The 20,828-nt window shown below is 62.4% G+C and carries 21 protein-coding genes and 1 riboswitch; of the genes, 13 read left to right on the top strand and 8 right to left on the bottom strand.

The genetic code is table 11. The features are described 5' to 3' along the window. Positions 1–246 precede the first annotated feature (246 nt). From ACE3PP_RS17005 to recQ, 3 genes are all read left to right on the top strand, one after another. Positions 247–2,079 (top strand): protein-disulfide reductase DsbD family protein, encoded by a 1,833-nt coding sequence (locus ACE3PP_RS17005; RefSeq protein WP_374384391.1) that lies wholly within the window; start codon positions 247–249, stop codon positions 2,077–2,079. A gap of 147 nt (positions 2,080–2,226) precedes the next feature. Further along, positions 2,227–2,709, top strand: a complete 483-nt coding sequence (locus ACE3PP_RS17010) for a peroxiredoxin (protein ID WP_374384392.1) — start codon at positions 2,227–2,229, stop codon at positions 2,707–2,709. A 70-nt stretch (positions 2,710–2,779) separates the two neighbouring features. Continuing rightward, positions 2,780–4,624, top strand: coding sequence for a DNA helicase RecQ (gene recQ, locus ACE3PP_RS17015; protein ID WP_374384393.1), 1,845 nt, complete (start codon positions 2,780–2,782; stop codon positions 4,622–4,624). Positions 4,625–4,627: 3 nt separating this feature from the next. On the opposite strand, the gene ACE3PP_RS17020 is transcribed toward recQ, so the two are convergent. From ACE3PP_RS17020 to ispH, 4 genes are read right to left on the bottom strand one after another with little or no spacing between them, the layout of a single operon-like run. Continuing rightward, positions 4,628–5,185, bottom strand: coding sequence for a cysteine hydrolase family protein (locus ACE3PP_RS17020; RefSeq protein WP_374384394.1), 558 nt, complete (start codon positions 5,183–5,185; stop codon positions 4,628–4,630). Between the two features lie 16 nt (positions 5,186–5,201). After that, positions 5,202–5,648 carry a ribonuclease HI gene (rnhA, locus tag ACE3PP_RS17025; protein ID WP_374384395.1) on the bottom strand — a complete coding sequence of 149 codons (447 nt, stop codon included), beginning with the start codon at positions 5,646–5,648 and terminating at the stop codon, positions 5,202–5,204. Further along, on the bottom strand, positions 5,645–6,604 hold the full coding sequence (locus ACE3PP_RS17030; RefSeq protein ID WP_374384396.1) for a homoserine kinase: 960 nt from the start codon (positions 6,602–6,604) through the stop codon (positions 5,645–5,647). The genes rnhA and ACE3PP_RS17030 overlap by 4 nt, the downstream gene beginning before the upstream one ends. An 18-nt stretch (positions 6,605–6,622) precedes the next feature. Continuing rightward, positions 6,623–7,567, bottom strand: coding sequence for a 4-hydroxy-3-methylbut-2-enyl diphosphate reductase (ispH, locus tag ACE3PP_RS17035; RefSeq protein ID WP_374384397.1), 945 nt, complete (start codon positions 7,565–7,567; stop codon positions 6,623–6,625). A 209-nt stretch (positions 7,568–7,776) separates the two neighbouring features. On the opposite strand from ispH, the gene ACE3PP_RS17040 reads away from it, so the two are divergent. The 9 genes from ACE3PP_RS17040 (at position 7,777) to ACE3PP_RS17080 (ending at position 15,941) form a co-directional block, all read left to right on the top strand. Beyond that, positions 7,777–8,016 carry a CDGSH iron-sulfur domain-containing protein gene (locus ACE3PP_RS17040; protein WP_374384398.1) on the top strand — a complete coding sequence of 80 codons (240 nt, stop codon included), beginning with the start codon at positions 7,777–7,779 and terminating at the stop codon, positions 8,014–8,016. 40 nt (positions 8,017–8,056) lie between these two features. Then, positions 8,057–8,602 (top strand): hypothetical protein, encoded by a 546-nt coding sequence (locus ACE3PP_RS17045; RefSeq protein ID WP_374384399.1) that lies wholly within the window; start codon positions 8,057–8,059, stop codon positions 8,600–8,602. 97 nt (positions 8,603–8,699) lie between these two features. Further along, a riboswitch (glycine riboswitch) is annotated at positions 8,700–8,805 on the top strand. A gap of 191 nt (positions 8,806–8,996) precedes the next feature. Beyond that, entirely contained in the window at positions 8,997–10,139 is a 1,143-nt protein-coding gene (gcvT, locus tag ACE3PP_RS17050; RefSeq protein WP_374384400.1) for a glycine cleavage system aminomethyltransferase GcvT, read from the top strand. A gap of 75 nt (positions 10,140–10,214) precedes the next feature. Then, positions 10,215–10,592, top strand: a complete 378-nt coding sequence (gene gcvH / locus ACE3PP_RS17055; RefSeq protein WP_374384401.1) for a glycine cleavage system protein GcvH — start codon at positions 10,215–10,217, stop codon at positions 10,590–10,592. Between the two features lies 1 nt (position 10,593). Further along, complete coding sequence (gene gcvPA / locus ACE3PP_RS17060) at positions 10,594–11,955, top strand: aminomethyl-transferring glycine dehydrogenase subunit GcvPA (protein ID WP_374384402.1); 1,362 nt, start codon at positions 10,594–10,596, stop codon at positions 11,953–11,955. Then, the gene (gene gcvPB / locus ACE3PP_RS17065) at positions 11,952–13,463 is read left to right on the top strand and encodes an aminomethyl-transferring glycine dehydrogenase subunit GcvPB (protein ID WP_374384403.1); all 1,512 of its coding nucleotides are present in this window, start codon (positions 11,952–11,954) and stop codon (positions 13,461–13,463) included. Before gcvPA ends, gcvPB begins: the two co-directional genes overlap by 4 nt. A 102-nt stretch (positions 13,464–13,565) precedes the next feature. Next, the gene (locus tag ACE3PP_RS17070) at positions 13,566–13,928 is read left to right on the top strand and encodes a tRNA-binding protein (RefSeq protein WP_374384404.1); all 363 of its coding nucleotides are present in this window, start codon (positions 13,566–13,568) and stop codon (positions 13,926–13,928) included. 181 nt (positions 13,929–14,109) lie between these two features. Continuing rightward, positions 14,110–14,604, top strand: coding sequence for a hypothetical protein (locus tag ACE3PP_RS17075; RefSeq protein ID WP_374384405.1), 495 nt, complete (start codon positions 14,110–14,112; stop codon positions 14,602–14,604). After that, positions 14,601–15,941: a GAF domain-containing protein gene (locus ACE3PP_RS17080; RefSeq protein WP_374384406.1), complete on the top strand. Its 1,341-nt coding sequence runs from the start codon at positions 14,601–14,603 to the stop codon at positions 15,939–15,941. Before ACE3PP_RS17075 ends, ACE3PP_RS17080 begins: the two co-directional genes overlap by 4 nt. Positions 15,942–15,952: 11 nt before the next feature. On the opposite strand, the gene ACE3PP_RS17085 is transcribed toward ACE3PP_RS17080, so the two are convergent. From ACE3PP_RS17085 to ACE3PP_RS17100, 4 genes are all read right to left on the bottom strand, one after another. Continuing rightward, positions 15,953–16,744, bottom strand: coding sequence for a hypothetical protein (locus ACE3PP_RS17085; protein WP_374384407.1), 792 nt, complete (start codon positions 16,742–16,744; stop codon positions 15,953–15,955). Positions 16,745–16,890: 146 nt separating this feature from the next. Next, a complete protein-coding gene (locus tag ACE3PP_RS17090) occupies positions 16,891–18,246 on the bottom strand; it encodes an ATP-binding protein (RefSeq protein ID WP_374384408.1) in 1,356 nt (451 codons plus the stop codon). 5 nt (positions 18,247–18,251) lie between these two features. Next, positions 18,252–18,992 carry a response regulator gene (locus ACE3PP_RS17095; RefSeq protein ID WP_374384409.1) on the bottom strand — a complete coding sequence of 247 codons (741 nt, stop codon included), beginning with the start codon at positions 18,990–18,992 and terminating at the stop codon, positions 18,252–18,254. A gap of 3 nt (positions 18,993–18,995) precedes the next feature. Continuing rightward, a complete protein-coding gene (locus tag ACE3PP_RS17100; protein ID WP_374384410.1) occupies positions 18,996–19,559 on the bottom strand; it encodes a MarR family winged helix-turn-helix transcriptional regulator in 564 nt (187 codons plus the stop codon). A 99-nt stretch (positions 19,560–19,658) separates the two neighbouring features. On the opposite strand from ACE3PP_RS17100, the gene ACE3PP_RS17105 reads away from it, so the two are divergent. Next, a complete protein-coding gene (locus ACE3PP_RS17105; RefSeq protein WP_374384411.1) occupies positions 19,659–20,531 on the top strand; it encodes a branched-chain amino acid aminotransferase in 873 nt (290 codons plus the stop codon). Positions 20,532–20,828 lie beyond the last annotated feature (297 nt).

Raw genomic sequence — 20,828 nt, forward strand, 5'->3', positions numbered from 1 at the left:
CCCATCCATTCTAAGCGGCGTCTTGACGCGCCGTCGCTGAAACAAGCCGGCAGCGCCAACCGTACTTCCAAGGGTATAATTGCTTCCGAAAGTTGGCAAATAGTGAATCACCCTAACGACATCAAGTCTTTGCGATCGTTGACGAAATGGGTCCGTAACGGGATTCTTTCGGCACTTTGCGCCGCTTTGGCCGCGTATTCGAGCCCCGCCTTGGCGCAAGACTCGGCGGCGACAGACCAGACAAAAGTGCGTCTGATTTCGGCCGTTACCGCCGCCGGCTCCCTGTCGAAGATTCCGTTCGGGGTCCAGATCGACCTCAAGGACGGCTGGAAGACCTATTGGCGCAGCCCCGGCGATGCCGGCTTCGCCCCGACCATCGACACCAGCGGATCGGTCAATGTCGCCACGGCCGAACTTGCCTATCCGGTCCCGCACCGGTTCGAACTCTTCGGCCTGCAGACCTTCGGCTATGGCAAGCAGGTCGTTTATCCCCTGACCGTGACACCCCAGCATCCGGGTGAGCCGGTCAGCCTCAAGGCCAAGCTGCGCTACTTGGTGTGCGAGCAGATCTGCATTCCTTATGAACATGATCTGTCGCTCGAACTGCCGGCTGGCGATGCAGGCGTCAGCAGCGACGCGCCCTTGCTCAGCCAGTACCAATCTTTAGTGCCCGACCAGGGAGCCCGCGCCCGATTTGCCGTTACCGGCCTCGCTGTTCGAGGTCAGCAACTGGAGATAACGTTGCGCTCAGACGGCGCCCCGTTTGAAAATCCGGACGCCGTCATCGAAGCACCCAACGGTCTCTTTTTCGACAAGCCTGTCGTGAGGGTCGACGTGTCCCGGCAGACCGCAAATCTCAGCTTGCCATTTGAGAGGCAAACCGATGGGCCGGACCCAGCCAGCACGGCGCTGACGATCACGGCCTTCGACGGTACGCGTGCCTTGGAGCAAACGCTGGTACCACAGCTTTTCTCGGCGGGTTCAGACAGTGAAGTTGCCGCAGCCGAGACGGCTGGGGAACCTGGTATCGTCAGCATGCTGCTCATCGCGCTCCTGGGCGGCCTCATCCTCAATGTCATGCCCTGCGTCCTCCCGGTGCTGCTGCTCAAACTCAGCCATGTTTTGGAGCAGGTGGGCGCTGCCCGCCGGCACATGCGGCTCAGCTTCGTTGCCAGCGCGGGCGGCATTGTGGCGGCGTTCATGGGCCTTGCTGCCATCCTCATTGCGGTCAAGGCGGCAGGTCATTCAATCGGCTGGGGCATCCAGTTCCAGCAGCCGCTCTTCCTCGGCACCCTGGCCCTGCTGTGCTTCGTCATGGCGGCCAATATCTGGGGACTGTTCCAGATTCCCATTCCGGCGATTGCCGGCGCCCTCGGCAATGTCGTCGACCATGCCGAGCCGCGCCGCCCGCTGCTGGCCAGCTTCCTGACCGGCATTCTCGCCACAATTCTCGCCACGCCCTGCTCGGCGCCCTTTGTCGGTACGGCCGTAGGCTTTGCCCTCTCGCGAGGCACAGTTGAAATTGCCGCCATCTTCGCTGCACTCGGCATCGGCCTGGCTCTGCCCTATCTGGCGATCGCCGCCTTCCCAAAGCTGGTTGCCTGGCTGCCAAGGCCCGGCGCCTGGATGCGCTGGCTGAAGCGTATATTGGGTCTTTCCTTGGCTGGCACCGGATTGTGGCTGGGTTTTGTCCTGTTACAACAGACGGGGGCCATCGCCACCGTCCGTGACACCGACGGCATCGCCTGGAAGAAGTTCGATGCCGCCACGGTTCCCGACCTGGTCAAATCTGGCAAGATCGTCTTCGTGGATGTGACGGCGGAATGGTGCATCACCTGCAAGGCGAACAAGGAATTCGTTCTGTCGCAGGAACCGGTCGTCAGTGCGCTGGGCGGCACCGTCGCCCTCAAGGCCGATTGGACACGTCCTGACCCCGCCATCAGCGCCTATCTCGCCAGTTTCGGCCGCTTCGGCATTCCGATGAACGTCATCTATGGACCAAGTGCGCCGGAAGGCATTCTGCTGCCGGAACTTCTTTCCAGTGACATTGTCATGAAGGCCCTGGAACAGGCAAAATAACCGCAATTGTTTGAGTGACTTTGCACGCTTGGCAGTCTGCGCCCCCGGGGCCTATATCTTGGGGGGCCTATATCTAGACGCACGCAAGGAACACCGGAGGGATGCGGCATGCACCCTGCGGAAAGAACCCAACGAAAGGAAATGCCGATGACGATCAAGGTTGGTGACAAGATTCCGTCCGTATCGCTGAAGACCATGGACAAGGACGGCATGCAGACCCTTTCCACGGACGACATCTTCAAAGGCAAGAAGGTCGTGCTGTTCGCGCTGCCCGGCGCATTCACGCCGACTTGCTCCGCCAAGCACCTGCCGGGCTTCGTCTCCAATGCCGAAGCGATTCGGCAGAAGGGCGTCGACACGATCGCCTGCCTTTCCGTCAATGACGCATTTGTCATGGACGCCTGGGGCAAGGCGCAGAATGCCGGCGACAAGGTGCTGATGCTGGCCGACGGCAATGCCGATTTCTCGAAGGCCGTGGGCCTCACCATGGACGGCACGGGCTATGGCATGGGGCTGCGCGCCAGCCGCTACGCGATGGTGGTCGACAATGGCGTGGTCAAGACGCTCAACGTCGAAGCGCCGGGCGCGTTCGAGGTTTCCAGCGCCGAAGCGATCATGAAAGCCATCTGATCCTTTCCGGACTTGCTCGTTCAGGGGCGGTGGCGCAAGCTGCCGCCCTTTCTCATTGCCCGTGGAATTCATGACGGCCGATTCGCCGCACATCCCCCAATCCCCAGCGCTCGACATTCTGCAGCGCGTCTATGGCCATGACCAATTCCGGGGCCGCCAGGCGGATATCATCGATCATGTCGCCAGCGGCGGCGACGCGCTGGTGCTGATGCCGACGGGTGGGGGCAAATCGATCTGCTATCAGATCCCCGCCATGCTGCGGGACGGTGTCGGGATCGTCGTCTCGCCGCTCATCGCCCTCATGCAGGACCAGGTGGCGGCGCTGCAGCAAATGGGGGTCGCCGCTGCCGTGCTCAATTCGAGCCTAAGCCTCGATGAAATGCGCGAGGTCGAGGGCGAGCTCCGCCGCGGCACCCTGCAATTGGTCTATGTCGCCCCGGAACGATTGCTGACGCCGCGTTTCCTCGATCTGCTGCACACGCTGAAGATCGCGCTCTTCGCCATCGACGAGGCGCATTGCGTTTCGCAATGGGGGCATGATTTCCGGCCGGAATACATCCAGCTTTCTGTCCTGCACCAGCAATTTCCGGACGTGCCGCGCATCGCGCTCACCGCCACGGCGGACCGCGAGACACGGGAAGAGATCCGCCAGCGCCTGGCGCTACAGGAAGCCGAGGTCTACCTCACCTCCTTCGACCGGCCGAACATCCGCTACCGCGTCACCGAACGGACCGACGCCAAGCGGCAATTGCTGGCGCTTATCGAGACCGACCATCGCGGCGAAGCCGGCATCGTCTATTGCCAATCCCGCAAGAAGGTCGAGGAAACCGCCGCCTGGCTGCAGCAGAAGGGGTTGAAGGCCCTTCCCTATCACGCCGGCATGGATGCCGAGCTGCGCCGCCGCAACCAGGAGCGCTTCCTGCGCGAAGACGGGATCGTCATGGTGGCGACGATCGCCTTCGGCATGGGGATCGACAAGCCGGATGTCCGCTTTGTCGCGCATCTCGATCTCCCGAGTTCGATCGAAGCCTATTATCAGGAGACGGGCCGGGCCGGTCGCGACGGGGCACCTGCCGAAGCCTGGCTCGCTTTCGGTCTTCAGGATGTTGTCCTGCTGCGTCGACGCATCGAGGAATCCGAGCTGTCCGACCAGCGCAAGACCGTCAGTCGTCGCAAGCTCGACGCTTTGCTGGCCTTTTGCGAAGCGACCGCCTGTCGCCGTGTCGCCCTTCTGGCCTATCTCGGCGAGGCGTCCGAGCCTTGCGGCAACTGCGATATCTGCCTGGAGCCGGGAGACACATGGGATGCGACGGTCCCGGCGCAGAAACTGCTGTCCACTTGCTGGCGTACCGGGCAGCGCTTCGGCATCGGCCATTTGATCGATGTGCTGCGGGGCGAGGCGACCGAGAAGGTGACGCGCTTCGGTCACGACCAGTTGCCAGTCTTTGGGATTGGCCGCGATATCGACACACAGGTTTGGAAGACGCTCGGCCGGCAGCTCGTTTCGCTCGGCTACCTCATCGTGGATACCGAACAGTTCAACACGCTTGCGATCAGTGAAACGGCACGCCCCCTGTTGAAAGGCGAAGCTCGGCTCACCATGCGTCGGCCGACGGTAAAGATGGGCCGGGGCAATCGGCGCCCGCGCGGCTCGACCGAGGCAACGGTCGCTGCAGCTCTCACCCGTGCCGACGTGGCGCCCGATCTATGGGAAGCCTTGCGCGACCGCCGCCGCGATCTGGCGGCAGCACAGAATCTGCCGCCCTATGTCATCTTTCATGATGCGACATTGCTCGCCATCGCCCAGGCACGACCGCAGCGGCTGGAAGATTTTCTCCACATTCCCGGCATCGGTGAGCGCAAGATGAAGCGCTATGGCGCCGACTTCCTGGAGGTGCTGGCGGCGTTCCGCTGATCGCTAGAAGGCAATCTCGGCCGCTTTCTGGAGACTGACCGTCTTCGAACCGGCATCAAAGCCGTTCAGCAGCATGTTGTGATGGGCGATGATCTGGTCGTAGGTGAGCGCGCCCTTGTCGCCGGTCATGTGCCCGTCACCGACCAGCGTCACGTCATAGCCCATGGTGACGGCCCGGCGCGTCGTCGTATCGACGCAATATTGCGTCATGCAGCCACCGATCACCAAATGTGTGATGCCGCGTTTCTGCAGTTCGTCCTGCAGATTGGTCTCGTAGAAGGCATCGCAAGCGGTCTTGTGCACCAGCGCCTCGCCCGGCAGCGGTGCGATCTCGGGCCGCAACTCCCAGCCCGGCTGACCCTTGGCGAGGCGATGATCCCCCTGGTCATCATGTTGCACGACAATGACAGGCACGCCGGCCTTTCGCGCCCTCTGTTCCAGATCGTGAAGCCGTCCCACGACCGCGTCGAGTGCACGGTCGAGCACCGGCTGGCGTTCCGCCGTGCCCGCCCCATCGAGGATCGCCTTCTGCACATCGATGATCAGCAAGGCTTTCGTCATAGGGCACTCTCCTTTTTTATCGGCGGGGAACGGCGGCCCGGGCCAACGCATCGGCCCGTTCGTTCTCGTCGTGGCCGCTGTGACCCTTGACCCAGATCCAATCGATCTTATGGCCTTTGATGGCGGCGTCCAGCCTCTGCCACAGTTCGGCATTCTTGACGGTTTTTTTGTCCGCCGTTTTCCAGCCGCTGCGTTTCCAATTGTGGATCCAGCTGGTGATGCCGTTCTTCACATACTGGCTGTCGGTATGGAGCCGCACATGAACGGTGCCCTTCAGCGCCTCCAGCGCCGCGATCGCTGCCATCAACTCCATGCGGTTGTTGGTGGTCTGCGGCTCGCCGCCGGAAAGTTCCTTCTCCACCTCGCCGTAGCGCAGGATAGCTCCCCAGCCGCCTGGACCGGGATTGCCGCTGCAGGCGCCGTCGGTGAAGACGTCGACCACCTTGAGCGCGGCGTCGCTCATAGGCCGTAGGCAGCGACGCTTGTCGCCTGCTGATGAAAACGGAGTTTCTTCAGATATTCGAGCGGATCCTTCGGCTGCACGAAGGCGCCCGGCGGATGATTGAGCCAGTCATAGAGACGGGTGAGCAGGAAGCGCAGCGCCGATCCGCGCGCCAGGATCGGCATCGCCGCCAGTTCCTGCGGCGGCAAGGGCCGCAGCTTGCGATAGCTCTCGATGAGAAGCTTCGCCTTCGTGACGTTGAACTCGCTCTTCTGCTCGAAGCACCAAGCATTGAGGCAGATCGCGACATCGTAGGCGAGGAAATCTGTGCAGGCGAAATAGAAGTCGATGAGGCCCGACAAACGGTCGCCGAGGAAGAAAACATTGTCCGGGAAGAGGTCGGCATGGATCACGCCGATCTCCAGATCCTTGGGCCAGTTCTCCGCCAGGAATGCCAACTCGTCCTGGATCGTGCGCGAGAGGCCCGGCGCCACTTCGTCGGCGCGGTCCTTGGTGCTGGCAACCAGTGTCCGCCAACCCGAAACCGACAGATTGTTCGGTCGCTTAAGCGGGAAATCGCGCCCCTTCAGATGGAATTCGGCCAAGGCCGAACCCAGAAGTTGGCAGTGGCGTTCGGTTGGGCGACGCGGCCACATGCCTTCGAGAAACGAAATGATCGCCGCCGGACGGCCACACAATTCGCGCAAAGCCGCGCCGTCCGTTGCCTTGATCGGCGTCGGGCAGCTCAGCCCCTTGGCCGCAAGATGCTCCATGAGGCCCAGAAAGAACGGCAAATCTTCCGGATGCACGCGCTTTTCATAAAGGGTCAGGATAAAGCTGCCCTTGGTGGTGTGCATGAGGAAGTTCGAATTCTCGACGCCCTCGGCGATGCCTTTGCAGGAAATAACCTCGCCGATGTCATAGGCTTTGACAAAGGCAGCAAGCTCTCCATCCGGCACTTCGGTATAGACGGCCATGGTGAAGTCCCGGTTCGGTCAGGCGGTTAAGGCGCGGGGCAGTTTGAAATGCGTCGTTTCGGTCGTCACCGACACTTCATGCGAATCGATATCGAACCGGTCGCGCAAGGCGGCAATCACTTCCTGCACCAGGATCTCCGGCGCCGAAGCACCCGCCGTGATGCCGACGGTTTTCACACTGTCGAACCAGGTCCAGTCGATTTCCGCGGCCTTCTGCACGAGATGCGCTTCAGGGCAGCCGGCAACGCGCGCCACTTCCACCAGCCGGCGCGAGTTGGAGGAATTCGGCGCGCCGATCACCAGCAAGAGATCGCATTTCTCGGCGATCGCCTTTACCGCCTGCTGGCGGTTGGTGGTGGCGTAGCAGATATCTTCCTTGCGCGGCCCGTGAATCTCGGGAAAGCGACGCTTCAGCACCGCGATGATGCCGATCGTATCGTCGATCGACAGCGTCGTCTGCGTGATGAAGGCCAGGTTCTTCGGATCCTTGACCACGATGTTTTCCGCATCCTCGGCGGTTTCGACCAGCGAGACGGCCCCGTCCGGCAACTGACCTATCGTGCCGATCACTTCCGGATGTCCGGCATGACCAATGAGGATGATGTGCTGGCCGGCAGCAAAATGCCCCTCGGCCTCGCGGTGGACCTTGGAGACCAGCGGGCAGGTTGCGTCGAGATACATGAGTTCGCGCCGCTCGGCGTCGGCCGGCACCGATTTGGGGACGCCGTGGGCGGAAAAGACCACGGGATATTTCCCGGGAATCTCGTCGAGCTCTTCGACAAAGACGGCGCCCTGCTTTTCCAGCGCTTCGACTACATGCCTGTTGTGGACGATTTCGTGACGGACATAGACCGGGGCGCCATAGCGCTCCAGCGCCCGCTCGACGATCTGGATGGCGCGATCGACGCCGGCGCAAAAACCGCGCGGGGCGGCCAAGTAGACGTTCAGCTTGCTTTTGCTCATGCGGGCCCGGGCCGGTCGAGTTAATTTGCTTGGAATATAGGGTTTCCGCCCCTCGAAGCAATGCCGAAGGGCTCATCCCGGGATCGAATTCCGTCACCTTCCCGCCGCGTCTTGTCGAAGCCGCCTGCCTCCACTAAAGTCTTGGCGTAAAGTTAATTTTTGGTCGGATTCGTCCGATGTCCGGCCAGTCGCTAGGGGCATTTGCAGCTATGACGGATCCGCAGATCGCGCAAAAAGCGCCGTTCAAGGTCGATGTGGAAGCAGGCAAATCCTATTTCTGGTGTGCCTGCGGCCGTAGCCAGAAGCAACCCTTCTGCGATGGCTCACACAAGGGAACCGGCTTCAGCCCCGTCAAGTTCGACGCCACCGAGGCGAAGGCCGTCTTCTTCTGCGGCTGCAAGCACTCCCACAAGGCCCCGCTTTGCGACGGGACGCATTCGAAACTCTGAGTGCGGCTCGGCTCGCGCGGAAAGGACGACGGTGACTTCGATGACCTCTTGGGGGAAGAATTTCCTTGGCTTGATCGGCGGGGCGGTATTGCTCAGCGGCTGCGTCGATCCGATTGCCCAGCAATCGCGCCCCTGCCCCGCAGTCAAGGTCGTTCAAGACGCCGCCTACATGACCCGCTTTGCCGGCGAGAGCGAAGATCTGGCCGAAACTTCGTTCGAGGCGCGCCTTTCCCGCTCGCAATCCATGTGCAGCTATGTCTGGGATACGGATACCGGTGACACGGTGATTCGCAGCGAAGTCAGCGTCGAGTTCACAGCCTCGCGCGGCCCGAAGAACCCGGACAGCGCGGCCAAGTTCAATTACTGGGTCCGCGTCACGGGTCCCGGCGGCAGTCAGCTTTCGAGCCAGACCCTTGATGTTGAGATCCCTTTCACCGCAGCCAAAATTCAAGGCAGCGTTCAGGATCAGGTGACCATCATGGTTCCCTTGAAAAAGGGAGAAACCGGCGATTTCTACCGCATCTATCTGGGGCTGGCGGTGAACGAAAAGGAACTCGCCTACAATCGTCGCAATCCCCAGTTCTAAAGCGACCCAATTCCGACCAACGCGGCCGATGCCGCATCTGCACATAAAAATGACGCTTGACGGATAGTCGAGCGGCGGCCCATGTTGCGCGCGGCAAAACCCGTCGTCGGGAGAGACCTCGCCCCAGCCAGAGTGACTGGGGTCAGGCGCCGAAGGAGCAACCGCCCCCGGAAACTCTCAGGCAAAAGGACCGACCTCGGGGAAAAACTCTGGAAAGCGGATGGCCCCACACCTGGGCTTCATCCCACCGAAGGAGTAAACCGCCAGCTTTGAGCAGGCGCCTTGGGCGCCGATGAAGCAGACGGCCAATCTCTCAGGTTCCGAAGACAGAGGGGGGTCGCGCGGGCAACGGCAACGTTCCCGGTCGCGGTCGCCATTCGTCGGAGGGTTCACCTTGAGTGCCAGTTCCGGGGCCGACGCGCCCCTTCTTTCCACCGTACTTCATGATCTGCATGTCGAATTGGGCGCCAAGATGGTGCCATTCGCCGGCTATGACATGCCCGTGCAATATCCGGCCGGCATCATGGCCGAGCATCTCCACACGCGCGCGGCGGCCGGTCTTTTCGACGTTTCGCACATGGGCCAGGTCCGCATCCGCGCCGAGAGCTTTACAGCGGCGGCAGCGGCGGTCGAGCGCCTCTGCCCGGCAGATTTTCAGGCGCTGAAACCCGGCCAGCAGCGCTACAGCTTCTTCACCGACAATAGCGGCGGCATCCTCGACGATCTGATGGTGACGCGCATGGGGGCAGGCGACGATCGTGACCATCTGTTCATGGTCGTCAATGCCGGCTGCAAGGAAGCCGACATCGCGCATTTGAAGGCCAATCTCGGCGCCCGCTGCGAGATCGAGGTGCTGGCCGACCGCTCGCTCGTTGCCTTGCAGGGCCCGCAGGCAGCCGCCGTCTTTGCGCGGTTGGCGCCCGACAGCGCCAAGCTCAAATTCATGAACGGCGGCGCCATGAAGGCTGCCGGTTTCGACGTCATCGCCACCCGCTCGGGCTATACCGGCGAGGACGGGTTCGAAATCTCGGTCGCCAACAGCGATATCCTCGCCTTCACGAAGAAGCTGCTGGCCGAGCCGGAGGTGAAGCCGATCGGCCTGGGCGCCCGCGATTCATTGCGTCTTGAGGCAGGCCTTTGTCTTTATGGCAACGACATCACCGAAAAGACCAATCCGGTCGAGGCGAATCTCGTCTGGGCGATGCAGAAGCGCCGCCGCGAAGAGGGTGGATTTCCCGGCGCTGGCATCGTTCAGCGCCTACTTGCTGATGGGCCTTCGCGCCTGCGCGTCGGCATCCTGCCGGAAGGCAAGGCACCGGCCCGCGCCCATACCGAGATTACGGATGCCGGCGGTCGCGTCATCGGCGAAGTCACTTCGGGTGGATTTGGCCCCAGCCTTGGGGCGCCGCTCGCTATGGGTTATGTCGACAAGGCACACGCCTCCGTCGGCACATCCGTCAACCTGATGGTGCGCGGCAAGGCGCTGCCGGCAAAAATCGCCGCCATGCCTTTCGTCGCCCATCGCTATCAACGCTGACCGGTCATGGTCAGCTTCACCGGGGAAAGGCGCGACGATCCGTCGAAGCGCCGCAACACAAACGAGGAGAGTTCGATGAGCGGTATCCGCTTTGCCAAGGATCATGAGTGGGTGAAGGTCGAAGGCGACGTCGCCACAGTCGGTATCAGCCCCTATGCGCAGGAACAGCTGGGCGACGTCGTTTTCGTGGACTTGCCCGCCATCGGCAAGAAGGTGGAAAAGGGCAAGGAACTGGCCGTCGTCGAATCCGTGAAAGCCGCCAGCGAAGTCTATGCGCCGATCTCCGGCGAAGTGATCGAAGTGAACGAAGCCCTGGGCGATGCGCCCGGCACCGTCAACGAGGATGCCCTGGGCAAGGGCTGGTTCGCCAAGGTGAAGATGTCGAACAAGGCGGAGCTCGACGCCCTCATGGACGAAGCCGCCTACAAGACCTTCTGCGAGGGGCTGCATTGAAATGCGTTACCTGCCGCTGACCGAGGCCGACCGCCAGGCGATGCTGGCGAAGATCGGCGTGCCTTCGGTCGAAAGCCTCTATGCCGACGTGCCGAACGGCGCGCTGCAGAAGGCACCCATCGCCGGTCTCTCCAACCACATGGCGGAGATGGAAGTCGAACGCGCCGTGGGTGCCATGGCCCGCAAGAATCTCGGCACCAACGATGTGCCGAGTTTCCTCGGTGCCGGCGCCTATCGGCACCATGTGCCGGCCTCGGTGGATCATCTGATCCAGCGCGGTGAGTTCCTCACCTCCTACACGCCCTATCAGCCGGAAGTGGCACAGGGGACGTTGCAGTATCTCTTCGAGTTCCAGACCCAGGTCGCCATGCTCACCGGCATGGATGTCGCCAATGCCTCGATGTATGACGGCGCCACTTCGACCACCGAAGCGGTCGCCATGGCGAACCGGGTGACGCGGCGCAAGAAGGCGGTCCTTTCCGGCGGCCTTCATCCGCACTACCGCGAGGTCGTGGAAACGCATGGACGGCACACCGGCTTTGAAACCGTCTCGGCTCCGCTCGATGCCACCGGCAAAGAGGATCTCGCCAAGCTGCTGGGGCCGGATGTCTCTTGCGTCGTCGTGCAGAACCCCAGTTTCTTCGGGCATGTGCACGATTTGAAGGCTCTGTCCGATGCCGTCCATGCGGCGGGTGCGCTGCTTATCGTGGTGGTGACGGAGATCGTCTCGCTGGGTCTCATCACGCCGCCGGGCGAGATGGGCGCCGACATCGTCACGGCGGAAGGCCAGTCGATCGGCAATCCGCTGGGCTTCGGCGGTCCCTATGTCGGTCTTTTCGCCGCGCGCGAAAAATTCCTGCGCCAGATGCCGGGGCGCCTTGCCGGGCAGACGGTCGATGTCGACGGCCGGCGCGGCTGGGTGCTCACACTTTCGACCCGCGAACAGCATATCCGGCGCGAGAAAGCGACCAGCAACATCTGCACCAACTCCGGCCTCTGCGCGCTGGCCTTCACCATTCACATGACGCTGCTGGGGGAAACCGGGCTCAACCATCTGGCGCGTCTCAATCACGCCAATGCCAGCATCCTTGCCGACCGACTCACAACCATTCCCGGCGTCAAACTCTTGAACGACAGTTTCTTCAACGAGTTCACGCTGCAATTGCCGAAGGCTGCGATAGCAGTGGTCGAGGAACTGGCCAAGCGCCGGATTCTCGGCGGCGTCCCCGTTGCCCGACTGGTCAAGGACAAGGCGGCCGAGAACCTGCTGCTTGTCGCCGCGACCGAGCTCACCACCGAGGCCGAGATGACAGCCCTCGAATCCGGTCTCAGCGCTGTATTGCAGGGGGAGGTGCTGAAATGACGAACCCGAACACCAATACCATTTCCGGCAATCGCGGCCTCATGATCGAAGAGCCGCTGATTTTCGAAATGGATGCGCCAGGCCGATCCGGTGTCGATCTGCCGGCCGTGCCGCAGCACAAGGAACGCCTCGGCGGCATGAAGCGCAAGGGTGAAGTCGGCCTACCGGGCCTCGGCGAAAGCCAGGTCGTGCGCCACTACACCAAGCTCAGCCAGAAGAACTATGCGATCGACATGTCGGTCTATCCGCTGGGTTCGTGCACGATGAAGCACAATCCGCGCCTCAACGAGAAGATCGCGCGCCTGCCCGGCATCGCCGATCTGCACCCGATGCAGCCGGTATCGACCGTGCAGGGTGCGCTAGAGGTCATCGACACGCTGGCACACTGGCTCAAAACGTTGACCGGCATGCCGGCCATCGCCATGTCGCCTGCGGCCGGTGCGCATGGCGAGCTTTGCGGCATGCTGACGATCCGCGCCGCGCATCTCGCCAAGGGCGATGCCAGAAAGCGCATCCTGGTGCCGGAATCAGCCCACGGCACCAACCCGGCGACAGCCGCCTCCATCGGCTACGAGGTCGATCCGGTCCCCGCGGACGAGCGCGGTCGTGTCGATCTTGCCGCCTTCAAGGCGAAGCTCGGCCCCGACGTCGCCGGCACCATGATCACCAACCCCAACACCTGTGGCCTCTTTGAGAACGACATCATCGACATCGCCGACGCGATCCACGGGGCCGGTGGTTATTTCTACTGCGACGGTGCCAATTTCAACGCCATCGTCGGCCGGGTGCGCCCGGGTGATCTCGGCGTTGATGCGATGCATATCAACCTTCACAAGACCTTCTCGACGCCGCATGGCGGCGGCGGTCCGGGTGCGGGCCCGGTCGTGCTCTCGGCGGCACTCGCGCCTTATGCACCGCTCCCCTACGTGACGCATGGAGCGAACGGCTTCGATCTGGTCGAGCATGACGCAACCGGCAAGGCCTTTGGCCGCCTCAAGGGCTTCCACGGCCAGATGGGCATGTTCACCCGGGCCCTGGCCTATATCCTCAGCCACGGCGCGGACGGCCTGCGCCAAGTCTCGGGGGACGCGGTCCTCAACGCCAACTATCTGCAGGCAAGCCTGCGCGGCGACCTGACCGCCGCCTTCCCCGGCACCTGCATGCACGAGGCACTCTTCAATGACGACTTCCTGGAAGGAACCGGCGTCACCACGCTCGACTTCGCCAAGGCGATGATCGACGAAGGCTATCACCCGATGACCATGTACTTCCCACTGGTCGTGCATGGCGCCCTGCTGATGGAACCGACCGAGACCGAAAGCAAGATCGGCCTCGATCGCTATATCGAGGTCGTTCAGGGATTGGCGCGCCGTGCCAAGGGTGGCGAGACCGCCTATTTCCAGGGCGCTCCCTACCACACGCCGCGCCGGCGCCTCGACGAGACGCTGGCGGCCCGCCAACCGGTCCTGCGCTGGAAACCGGAGCCGACGAAGAAGGCGGCAGAATAACATGTGTCCACCCCTCGCCCTTCCAAAGGCGAGGGGTTCTTGCTTCGGACGCGCAAGCTCGCTTACATGCGACTCCGTCAGCTTCAGATCTGGGTCGCAATCATGTCCGAATCCACCGAACCCGTTGCAGCCGAAATCACTTACGACGATTTCCGTAAGGTCGATATCCGGGTCGGGACCATCTTGGCGGTGGAACCTTATCCCGAAGCGCGACGCCCGGCCTACAAGCTCACGATTGATTTCGGGCCGGAGATCGGCGTCAAACGTTCCTCCGCCCAGATCACCAAGCGCTATACGCTCGAAGAATTGGTCGGCCGTCAGGTTGCTGCCGTCGCCAACTTTCCCAAGAAGCAGATCGGCAAGTTCATGTCCGAGGTGCTGGTGCTCGGTTTTCCGGATGAAAACGGCGAGGTCGTGCTGATCGCCCCCACCCTCGGCATCCCGAACGGCGGGCGCCTCTACTGACCGGCAATGGCGTGCTTTTCCCGTGGATCCGGATTCGGTCCGGGCCGCGGGAGTGATGCCCGTCGCATTTGCCGGGCAAAAGGTTCAAACCTACGCCACTAAAGCGTGACGCCGCGCACTGGACGGTGTTGCCCCCGGCGCCTATCTTTTTAGGCAAGGACGGCAACACCGGTCATCACCCATGTCACCCGATTCATCTCCCCTTGCCCTGCTGGCGAGGCCCATCGCGATCTCCATTTCGGGCCGCGATGCGGAACTTCGCCCCAGCGTCTGCCATGCGTATGGCTGCCGGCTCATCGACGGCGGACGACGCATTCGCCTCTTCGTCCTGCGTGACGAAGCGCGCCAATTGCTGGCTGACATCGCTGCCAATGGTGAGGTGGCGACCGTCTATAGCGACGTGCGCTCATTCCGCTCCCTGCAGATCAAAGGTCGTGACGCGATCACGGATACGTTCAACGAGGCCGATGCCGCCGCGCATATCGAACACCATCGGATCACGGCGGAGGAACTGGTTGCCCTCGGCTATGCCGCGCCGCTGGCCAATGGCTATTTCAGCGTGCCGCGCAATCCCGATCTCATCGCCATCGAATTCACGCCGAAGGACATTTTCCAGCAGACGCCGGGTCCCGGCGCCGGCGCCAAGATCAACGAAACCGACAAGGCGATCAAATGAGGCGCGTTGACCTCACCAGTTTGCGCGCCAGCCTTGAAGGCGCCATCCCGTCGGAGATCGCCACGTGCGACGCGCACGGCGTGCCGAACGTCAGCGTCATCTCGGATGTCCACTTCATCGACGCAAACCATGTCGCGATCTCGTATCAGTTCTTCAGCAAGACGCGGGCGAACATTCTCGCCAATCCCCAGGCGACCGTCCTGCTGAAACACCCGCATACCTGTGCGCAGTATCGGATCTATCTGCGGTATCTGCGCACCGAATATGAAGGTCCATTGTTCGAAACCATGCGCGCCAAACTTGCCGGCATAGCGTCGCATGAAGGCATGTCCGGCATCTTCAAACTCCTAGGTGCTGATATTTACCACGTCGAAGAGGCTGAAATCGTGCGCGGCGACTTGCTGCCTTTGCCACCATCGCATGCACCGCTCCTGGCGGCACTGCGTCAAACCTTGCCACGCCTCAAGGCGGCACGCGATCTCGATGCGCTTGTTGCCGCTCTGCTATCGTCTCTGCGCAGCGAGTTCCGACTGCCCCATGTGATGTTGCTGATGACCGACAATGGGTGTGATCGCCTCTATACGGTGGCGAGCCTCGGCTACGAAGAATCCGGCGTCGGCGCCGAGATTCTGCCGGGACAAGGCGTCATCGGCGTCGCGGCGCGCGAGCGGACGCCAATTCGCCTTACCCACGCGACCCGTGAATATCTCTATGGCCGTGCCATACGGGATGCGCTGCGCGAAAGCCCGATGGCGGCACAGCTCGAAACTCATATTCCGTTGCCGGGCCTTCCCGACAGCGGCAGCCAGATCGCCGTGCCCATTCTCAATGGTGATACCCTGCTGGCCGTCATCTATGCCGAAAGTCCTGAACCCGGTCGCTTCGGCTATGACGAGGAAGATGCCCTGATGATCCTTGCGGCCGAGACCGCTATCGCCATGCAAGCGTTGCAGGGTGACGCCGAGGAAGCGGCCCCGGCAATGCGGGCGGAAACGGCGACCGGCAGCGGTCAGCCGATGGTGGTCAGACACTACGCCGCCGACGACAGCGTCTTCATCGACGATGAATATGTGATCAAGGGTGTCGCCGGTGCCATTCTCTGGTTCCTGCTCGGCGAATTTGCCAAGACCGGCCGGCTGGAGTTCAGCAACAAGGAATTGCGCCTAGCCCCGCAGATCCGCCTGCCGGAATTTTCGGAAAATCTTGAGGCCCGGCTCATCCTGCTGCGCCGCCGTCTTGCCGAGCGTAACCAGCAGGTCACGCTCGACAAAGCCGGCCGCGGCCGCTTCCGCCTCAATCTCGGCCGTCCCGTGCAACTCGTCGAGGCGGAAGGCTAGGCCGAACTCCATCAGGCGAGATCGACGGCAAGCGCCACGCGCTCGGCATCGGTGAGATACGGCTTCACCATCTCAAGGACACCCCCAAATAGCTCGGCCGGCATGCCCGCCTGCATGCCACGCATCATGACCGCGCGTTGCTGCCGGCTGACATGGGGCAGAATCCAGCGCAGCCAGATCATCATTCGCTCCGGCTTGATATGCGCATGGATCTGGTGCTCGATTGCTAACAGCTCGGCGTCGCCGTAATGTTTCTGCAGGAGCGCCGTATTGCTGCTCTCCTCGATCTCCATATGCGCGAAGTTCTCGGCAACGAAGGTCGCCAGCAGGCGATAAAGCACCTTCAGTGCGCGCTCACGCGCGAGTGGGGTTGCCGCGCGGGCCTCGCGCAGGCGCTCGCCCAGATCGGCAATGGATTTGACGTGATGGGCGTGGTCGTCGGCACAGCAGCGTGACGAACCTGGCACGGCCTTTTCCATAGCCGTATGGAGAAAGGCATTTTCATGTTCAAGATGCTCGCGGCAAAGCCCCAGCAGATCCTCAACTGCGCTACATACAAGCGCGACATTTTCGGAATTTGCATTGTCGACGCGGCCAAGACGCACCAGCGCATCGCTCATCGCTGCGCGCAGGCCCTTATGGACCAGATGGTAGATTTCGTGGCGCTGCGGCACCGCAGAGGCGTCGTTGGCGGCCATCTCCTGGATGAAATCGGGTCGGGCAATGGCTTTGGGCGTATCGCAGGCCGCATAGGACGGGACGTGCGGGAAATCTTTCGCCTGGGCGGCGTTTCGGGTGCTCATGGGACGTTTCCTTGGGCTGGGAGTTGCCCCCGCATCGCCGTGCGGGGATGCGCCGGAACGTGCCCGCGAAGCCCGGTTAAGGCACCCTAAATTGGCCCTCACCGAACCCTAACTTTTCCCTAAGACAGCGCTGTCCGCCGTTCGCTTCAGAGCGGCAGGCGCAAGACGGCCCTGAGGCCGCCGCCCGGCGCATCGGACAGAACAAGATCGCCGCCGTGGCCGCGCACGATATCGCGGGCGATGGTGAGGCCGAGGCCGGTGCCGCCAGTTTCCTGGTTGCGCGATTGTTCCAGGCGGAAGAAGGGCTTGAACACATCCTCCCGCGCCTCCGGCGGGATCCCGGGCCCGTCATCGTCGACCATCACTTCGACATGGCGGGGACGCAAGGCCAGCGTTACGCCGATCGCGCCGGCATAGCGATGCGCGTTGCCGATGACATTGTCGAGCGCGCGGCGGAAGGCATCGCGACGAAGCGGCACGATGATGCTGCGGCCAGGCAACTTCAGATCGATCGTCGCCCCCTGCCGGCGGGCATCGGCTGCAATTTCAGCCACCACTTCGGTGAGATCCGTCGGCGCCGGCTGCTCCATCCCCTCGCCGCGCGCGAACGCAAGATAGGCGCCGATCATGCGTTCCATGTCAGCGACGTCCTTCTTAAGGTCTGTCGTCTCCCCGCTATCACCCATCATGGCCAGTTGCAGCTTCATGCGCGTGAGCGGTGTCCGGAGATCGTGGCTCACCCCCGCCAGCATCTCGGTGCGCTGCACGATCTGGCGACGAATTCGGTTGCGCATCTGGTTGAAGGCCTGCCCCGCCAACACGACTTCGGTGGCGCCGTCTGTACGGAAATCCTCGACCTCGCGCCCCTTGCCGAAATCGTCCGCAGCCTGGGCCAGCCGCTTGATCGGCTTCACCTGGTTGCGCATGAAGAGCGTCGCCACGGCCAGGAGAGCCAGCGACGTACCGACCATCCACAGGAGAAACACATAAGTGGTCGAGCTGAAGAGGCGCCGGCGCAGCACCACGACATGGAGAACGCCGTCGGCCAATTGCACGTGGATCTCGATATATTTCTCCAGGCTGCGGCTGTCGATGATGAAGGGGCGCTCGACCCGGTCCTCAAGCGCGCGTGCCAACTGCCGGTCGACCAGGTTCTGCCGCATGATGGTAGGATCGTTGGGCAGGATCTCGCCGGGCTTGAATTCAAGCGCCAGCCCCATATCGTCCCGTGCCGTTTCGAACAGCGACTTGATCGTCACCTCGTTTTCGCCGGGTGCCGCGCCCGTGCGCGGCATCAATCGCGTCACCGCGGCGACCTCGCCGGCCACCGACTGCGCCAGGCGCTTAGTCACCGTGTTCCAATGGCTGTCGTAAAAGACCCAGGCTGAGATCACCTGAAGCAGCACGATGGGCGTCACGATGATGAGGATGGAGCGGCCGAGCAGCGAGCGCGGCAGCATGCGCTCGATCCCGATCAGCCAATCCTGCAGCAGCGCGTTCATGGAACTCAATCCGGCCTCAGCACATAGCCGATGCCACGCACCGTTTGGAGATAGCGCGGGAAACGCGGATCATCCTCGATCTTGCGCCGCAGGCGGGTCATCTGCACGTCGATGAGGCGCGAGGCGCCGGTATCGGCGGCACTTGCCTCCGCATTCTCCGCTTGCGCTTCGTCACCATCGCTTCCTGTCCGGCTCGACAATTCATCGCGGCTGACCGGCTGGCCGGCACGACGCGCCAGCAGCAGCAGCAATTCGCTCTCACCCTCGGTCAAGTGCACGATATCGCCACCCTTATAGAGGCGCCGACGCTCCAGCTCGAAGGCATAGCTGCCGAACTTCACGGTGCCGGCGACCGGCACCACCACACCCGCGCGCGGTTTGGCGCGCTTCAGAATGGCGTTGATGCGCAGCACCAGCTCCTTGGGTTCGAAGGGTTTGCCAAGATAGTCGTCGGCACCGGTCTCAAGCCCGGCGATGCGGTCCTGCACCTCGCCCATGGCCGTAAGCAGCAAAATTGGCACAGCATCTTCCGCGCGCAGCGCCCGCGTCAGATCAAGCCCACTTTCCCCCGGCATCATGATGTCGAGCACGATGAGATCGAAGGCGATGCTCTTGAGCTTCGCCCGAGCTTCGGCCGCATCGACGGCGACGGTGACGCGGAATCCCTGCTCGCCCAGGTACCGCGCAATGAGTTCGCGCAAGCGCTTGTCGTCATCGACGACCAGAATATGGGCGTGGGCACTCATTCCCTAGCGCGACCCGGTATTGCCCGAACCCTGACCTTGCCCCTGGCCCGTCGGACCGGCGGCACCGGCGCCGGGACCGGCCGGGTTCTGCATACGGAAACGCCCGCGGTCCTCTTCATTGATGAGGCCGAGAAGCACCTTCTTGAAGCCCTCGACCGCCTCGGCACCGGCCGCCTTATAGGCCCGCGCCACCAGGGCGCGCTGATCCTCCGTCAGGCGCCGCTCCAGTTCCGCACCTTTGTCGGTCAGGCTGAGAAGCCGCTGCCGCCGGTCCGTCGTTCCCGGCCGCTGCACGATGAAGCCTTCCCGGACCAGCTGGGAGAGGACACGGCTGAGGCTTTGCTTGGTGATTTTGAGGATGTCGAGCAGATCCGAGACCGTCATCCCCGGGTTGCGGCCAACGAAATAGATGACCCGGTGGTGAGCGCGGCCAAAATTATAGGCAGCCAGGGTCTGGTCGGCCCGGGCCGTGAAATCGCGATAGCCGAAAAACAGCAGCTCGATTCCCTGCCGCAATTCATCGTCCCGCAGGAACAAGGGGTTAGGCGTCGATTTCAAATCAGCCATTTTTTATGTCAGCCATGTTGACTTATCAGATCGAATATTTTAAAACGTGGTCATTCCGGGTTCATTTATAACCCGATTGGTAGCCCTGTGGAGGAATTCATGAGTTTAGTGCCTTTCGACGATCGTGACGGTGAGATCTGGATGGACGGCAAATTCGTGCCCTGGCGGGAAGCGAAGCTGCACGTCCTGACGCATGGTCTCCATTATGCCTCAGCCGTGTTCGAAGGCGAACGCTCCTATAACGGCAAGGTGTTCAAGTCCCGCGCCCACACCGAGCGCCTGCACCGCTCGGCTGAGATCGTCGGCTACCAGATCCCCTATTCGGTGGACGCCATCGAAGAAGCCAAGACCGAGCTCGTCCGCCGGACGGGCTTCAAGAACTGCTATATCCGGGCCATTGCCTGGCGCGGCAGCGAGATGATGGGCGTCTCGGCCCAGAACAACACGATCCATGTGGCCATCGCCGCCTGGGAATGGCCATCCTACTTCTCGCCGGAACTGCTCACCAACGGCATCCGCCTGAAATGGGCCAAATATCGCCGCCCGGCCCCCGACACCGCGCCGACGGCCGCCAAGGCTTCGGGCCTCTATCAGATCTGCACGATCTCGAAGCATGAGGCCGAGCGCGAAGGCTTCCAGGACGCCATGATGCTGGACTATCGCGGCCTTCTGGCCGAGGCGACCGGCGCCAATGTCTTCCTGGTGCAGAACGGCGAATTGCACACGCCCAAGCCCGATTGCTTCCTCAACGGCCTCACCCGCCAGACGGTGATCGAGCTTGCCCAGCGCCGGCAGATCAAGGTCGTCGAACGGGCGATCCAGCCGGAAGAACTGGCCAAGACCGACGAAGTCTTCCTGGTGGGATCGGCTGCCGAAGTGACCCCGGTCGGCCAGATCGGCGACTACAAGTTCACGCCTGGCCCGATGACGCGGCAGATGCGCGAGGATTATCTGAAAGAAGTCGGCGCCTGAAACGCGGCGCCACGACCTGAATAAGAAGCGCGGGAAGCCATCTTCCCGCGCTTTTTCTTTTGCCCTGTCCGCGCAAAAACCCCAGTGCGCACAAAAAAAGACGGGGCGCTGCGGCGCAGCGCCCCGGGGACAGTCGGAGGAACAACAAGTCGACAGGGAAGTTCGAACCGGGAAGTTCGAACTGGGAAGTTCGAGGGTAGAAAGGGCGGCCGACGTCGGTGGGGGATGGGGATACCAACGTCGGCCTGACCGGGCACCGAGGCAGGAGGCAGTTCCTGCTTGGACAGGGGCGGTGTC

This window comes from Dongia sp. (assembly GCF_041910485.1).
Lineage (GTDB): Bacteria > Pseudomonadota > Alphaproteobacteria > Dongiales > Dongiaceae > Dongia.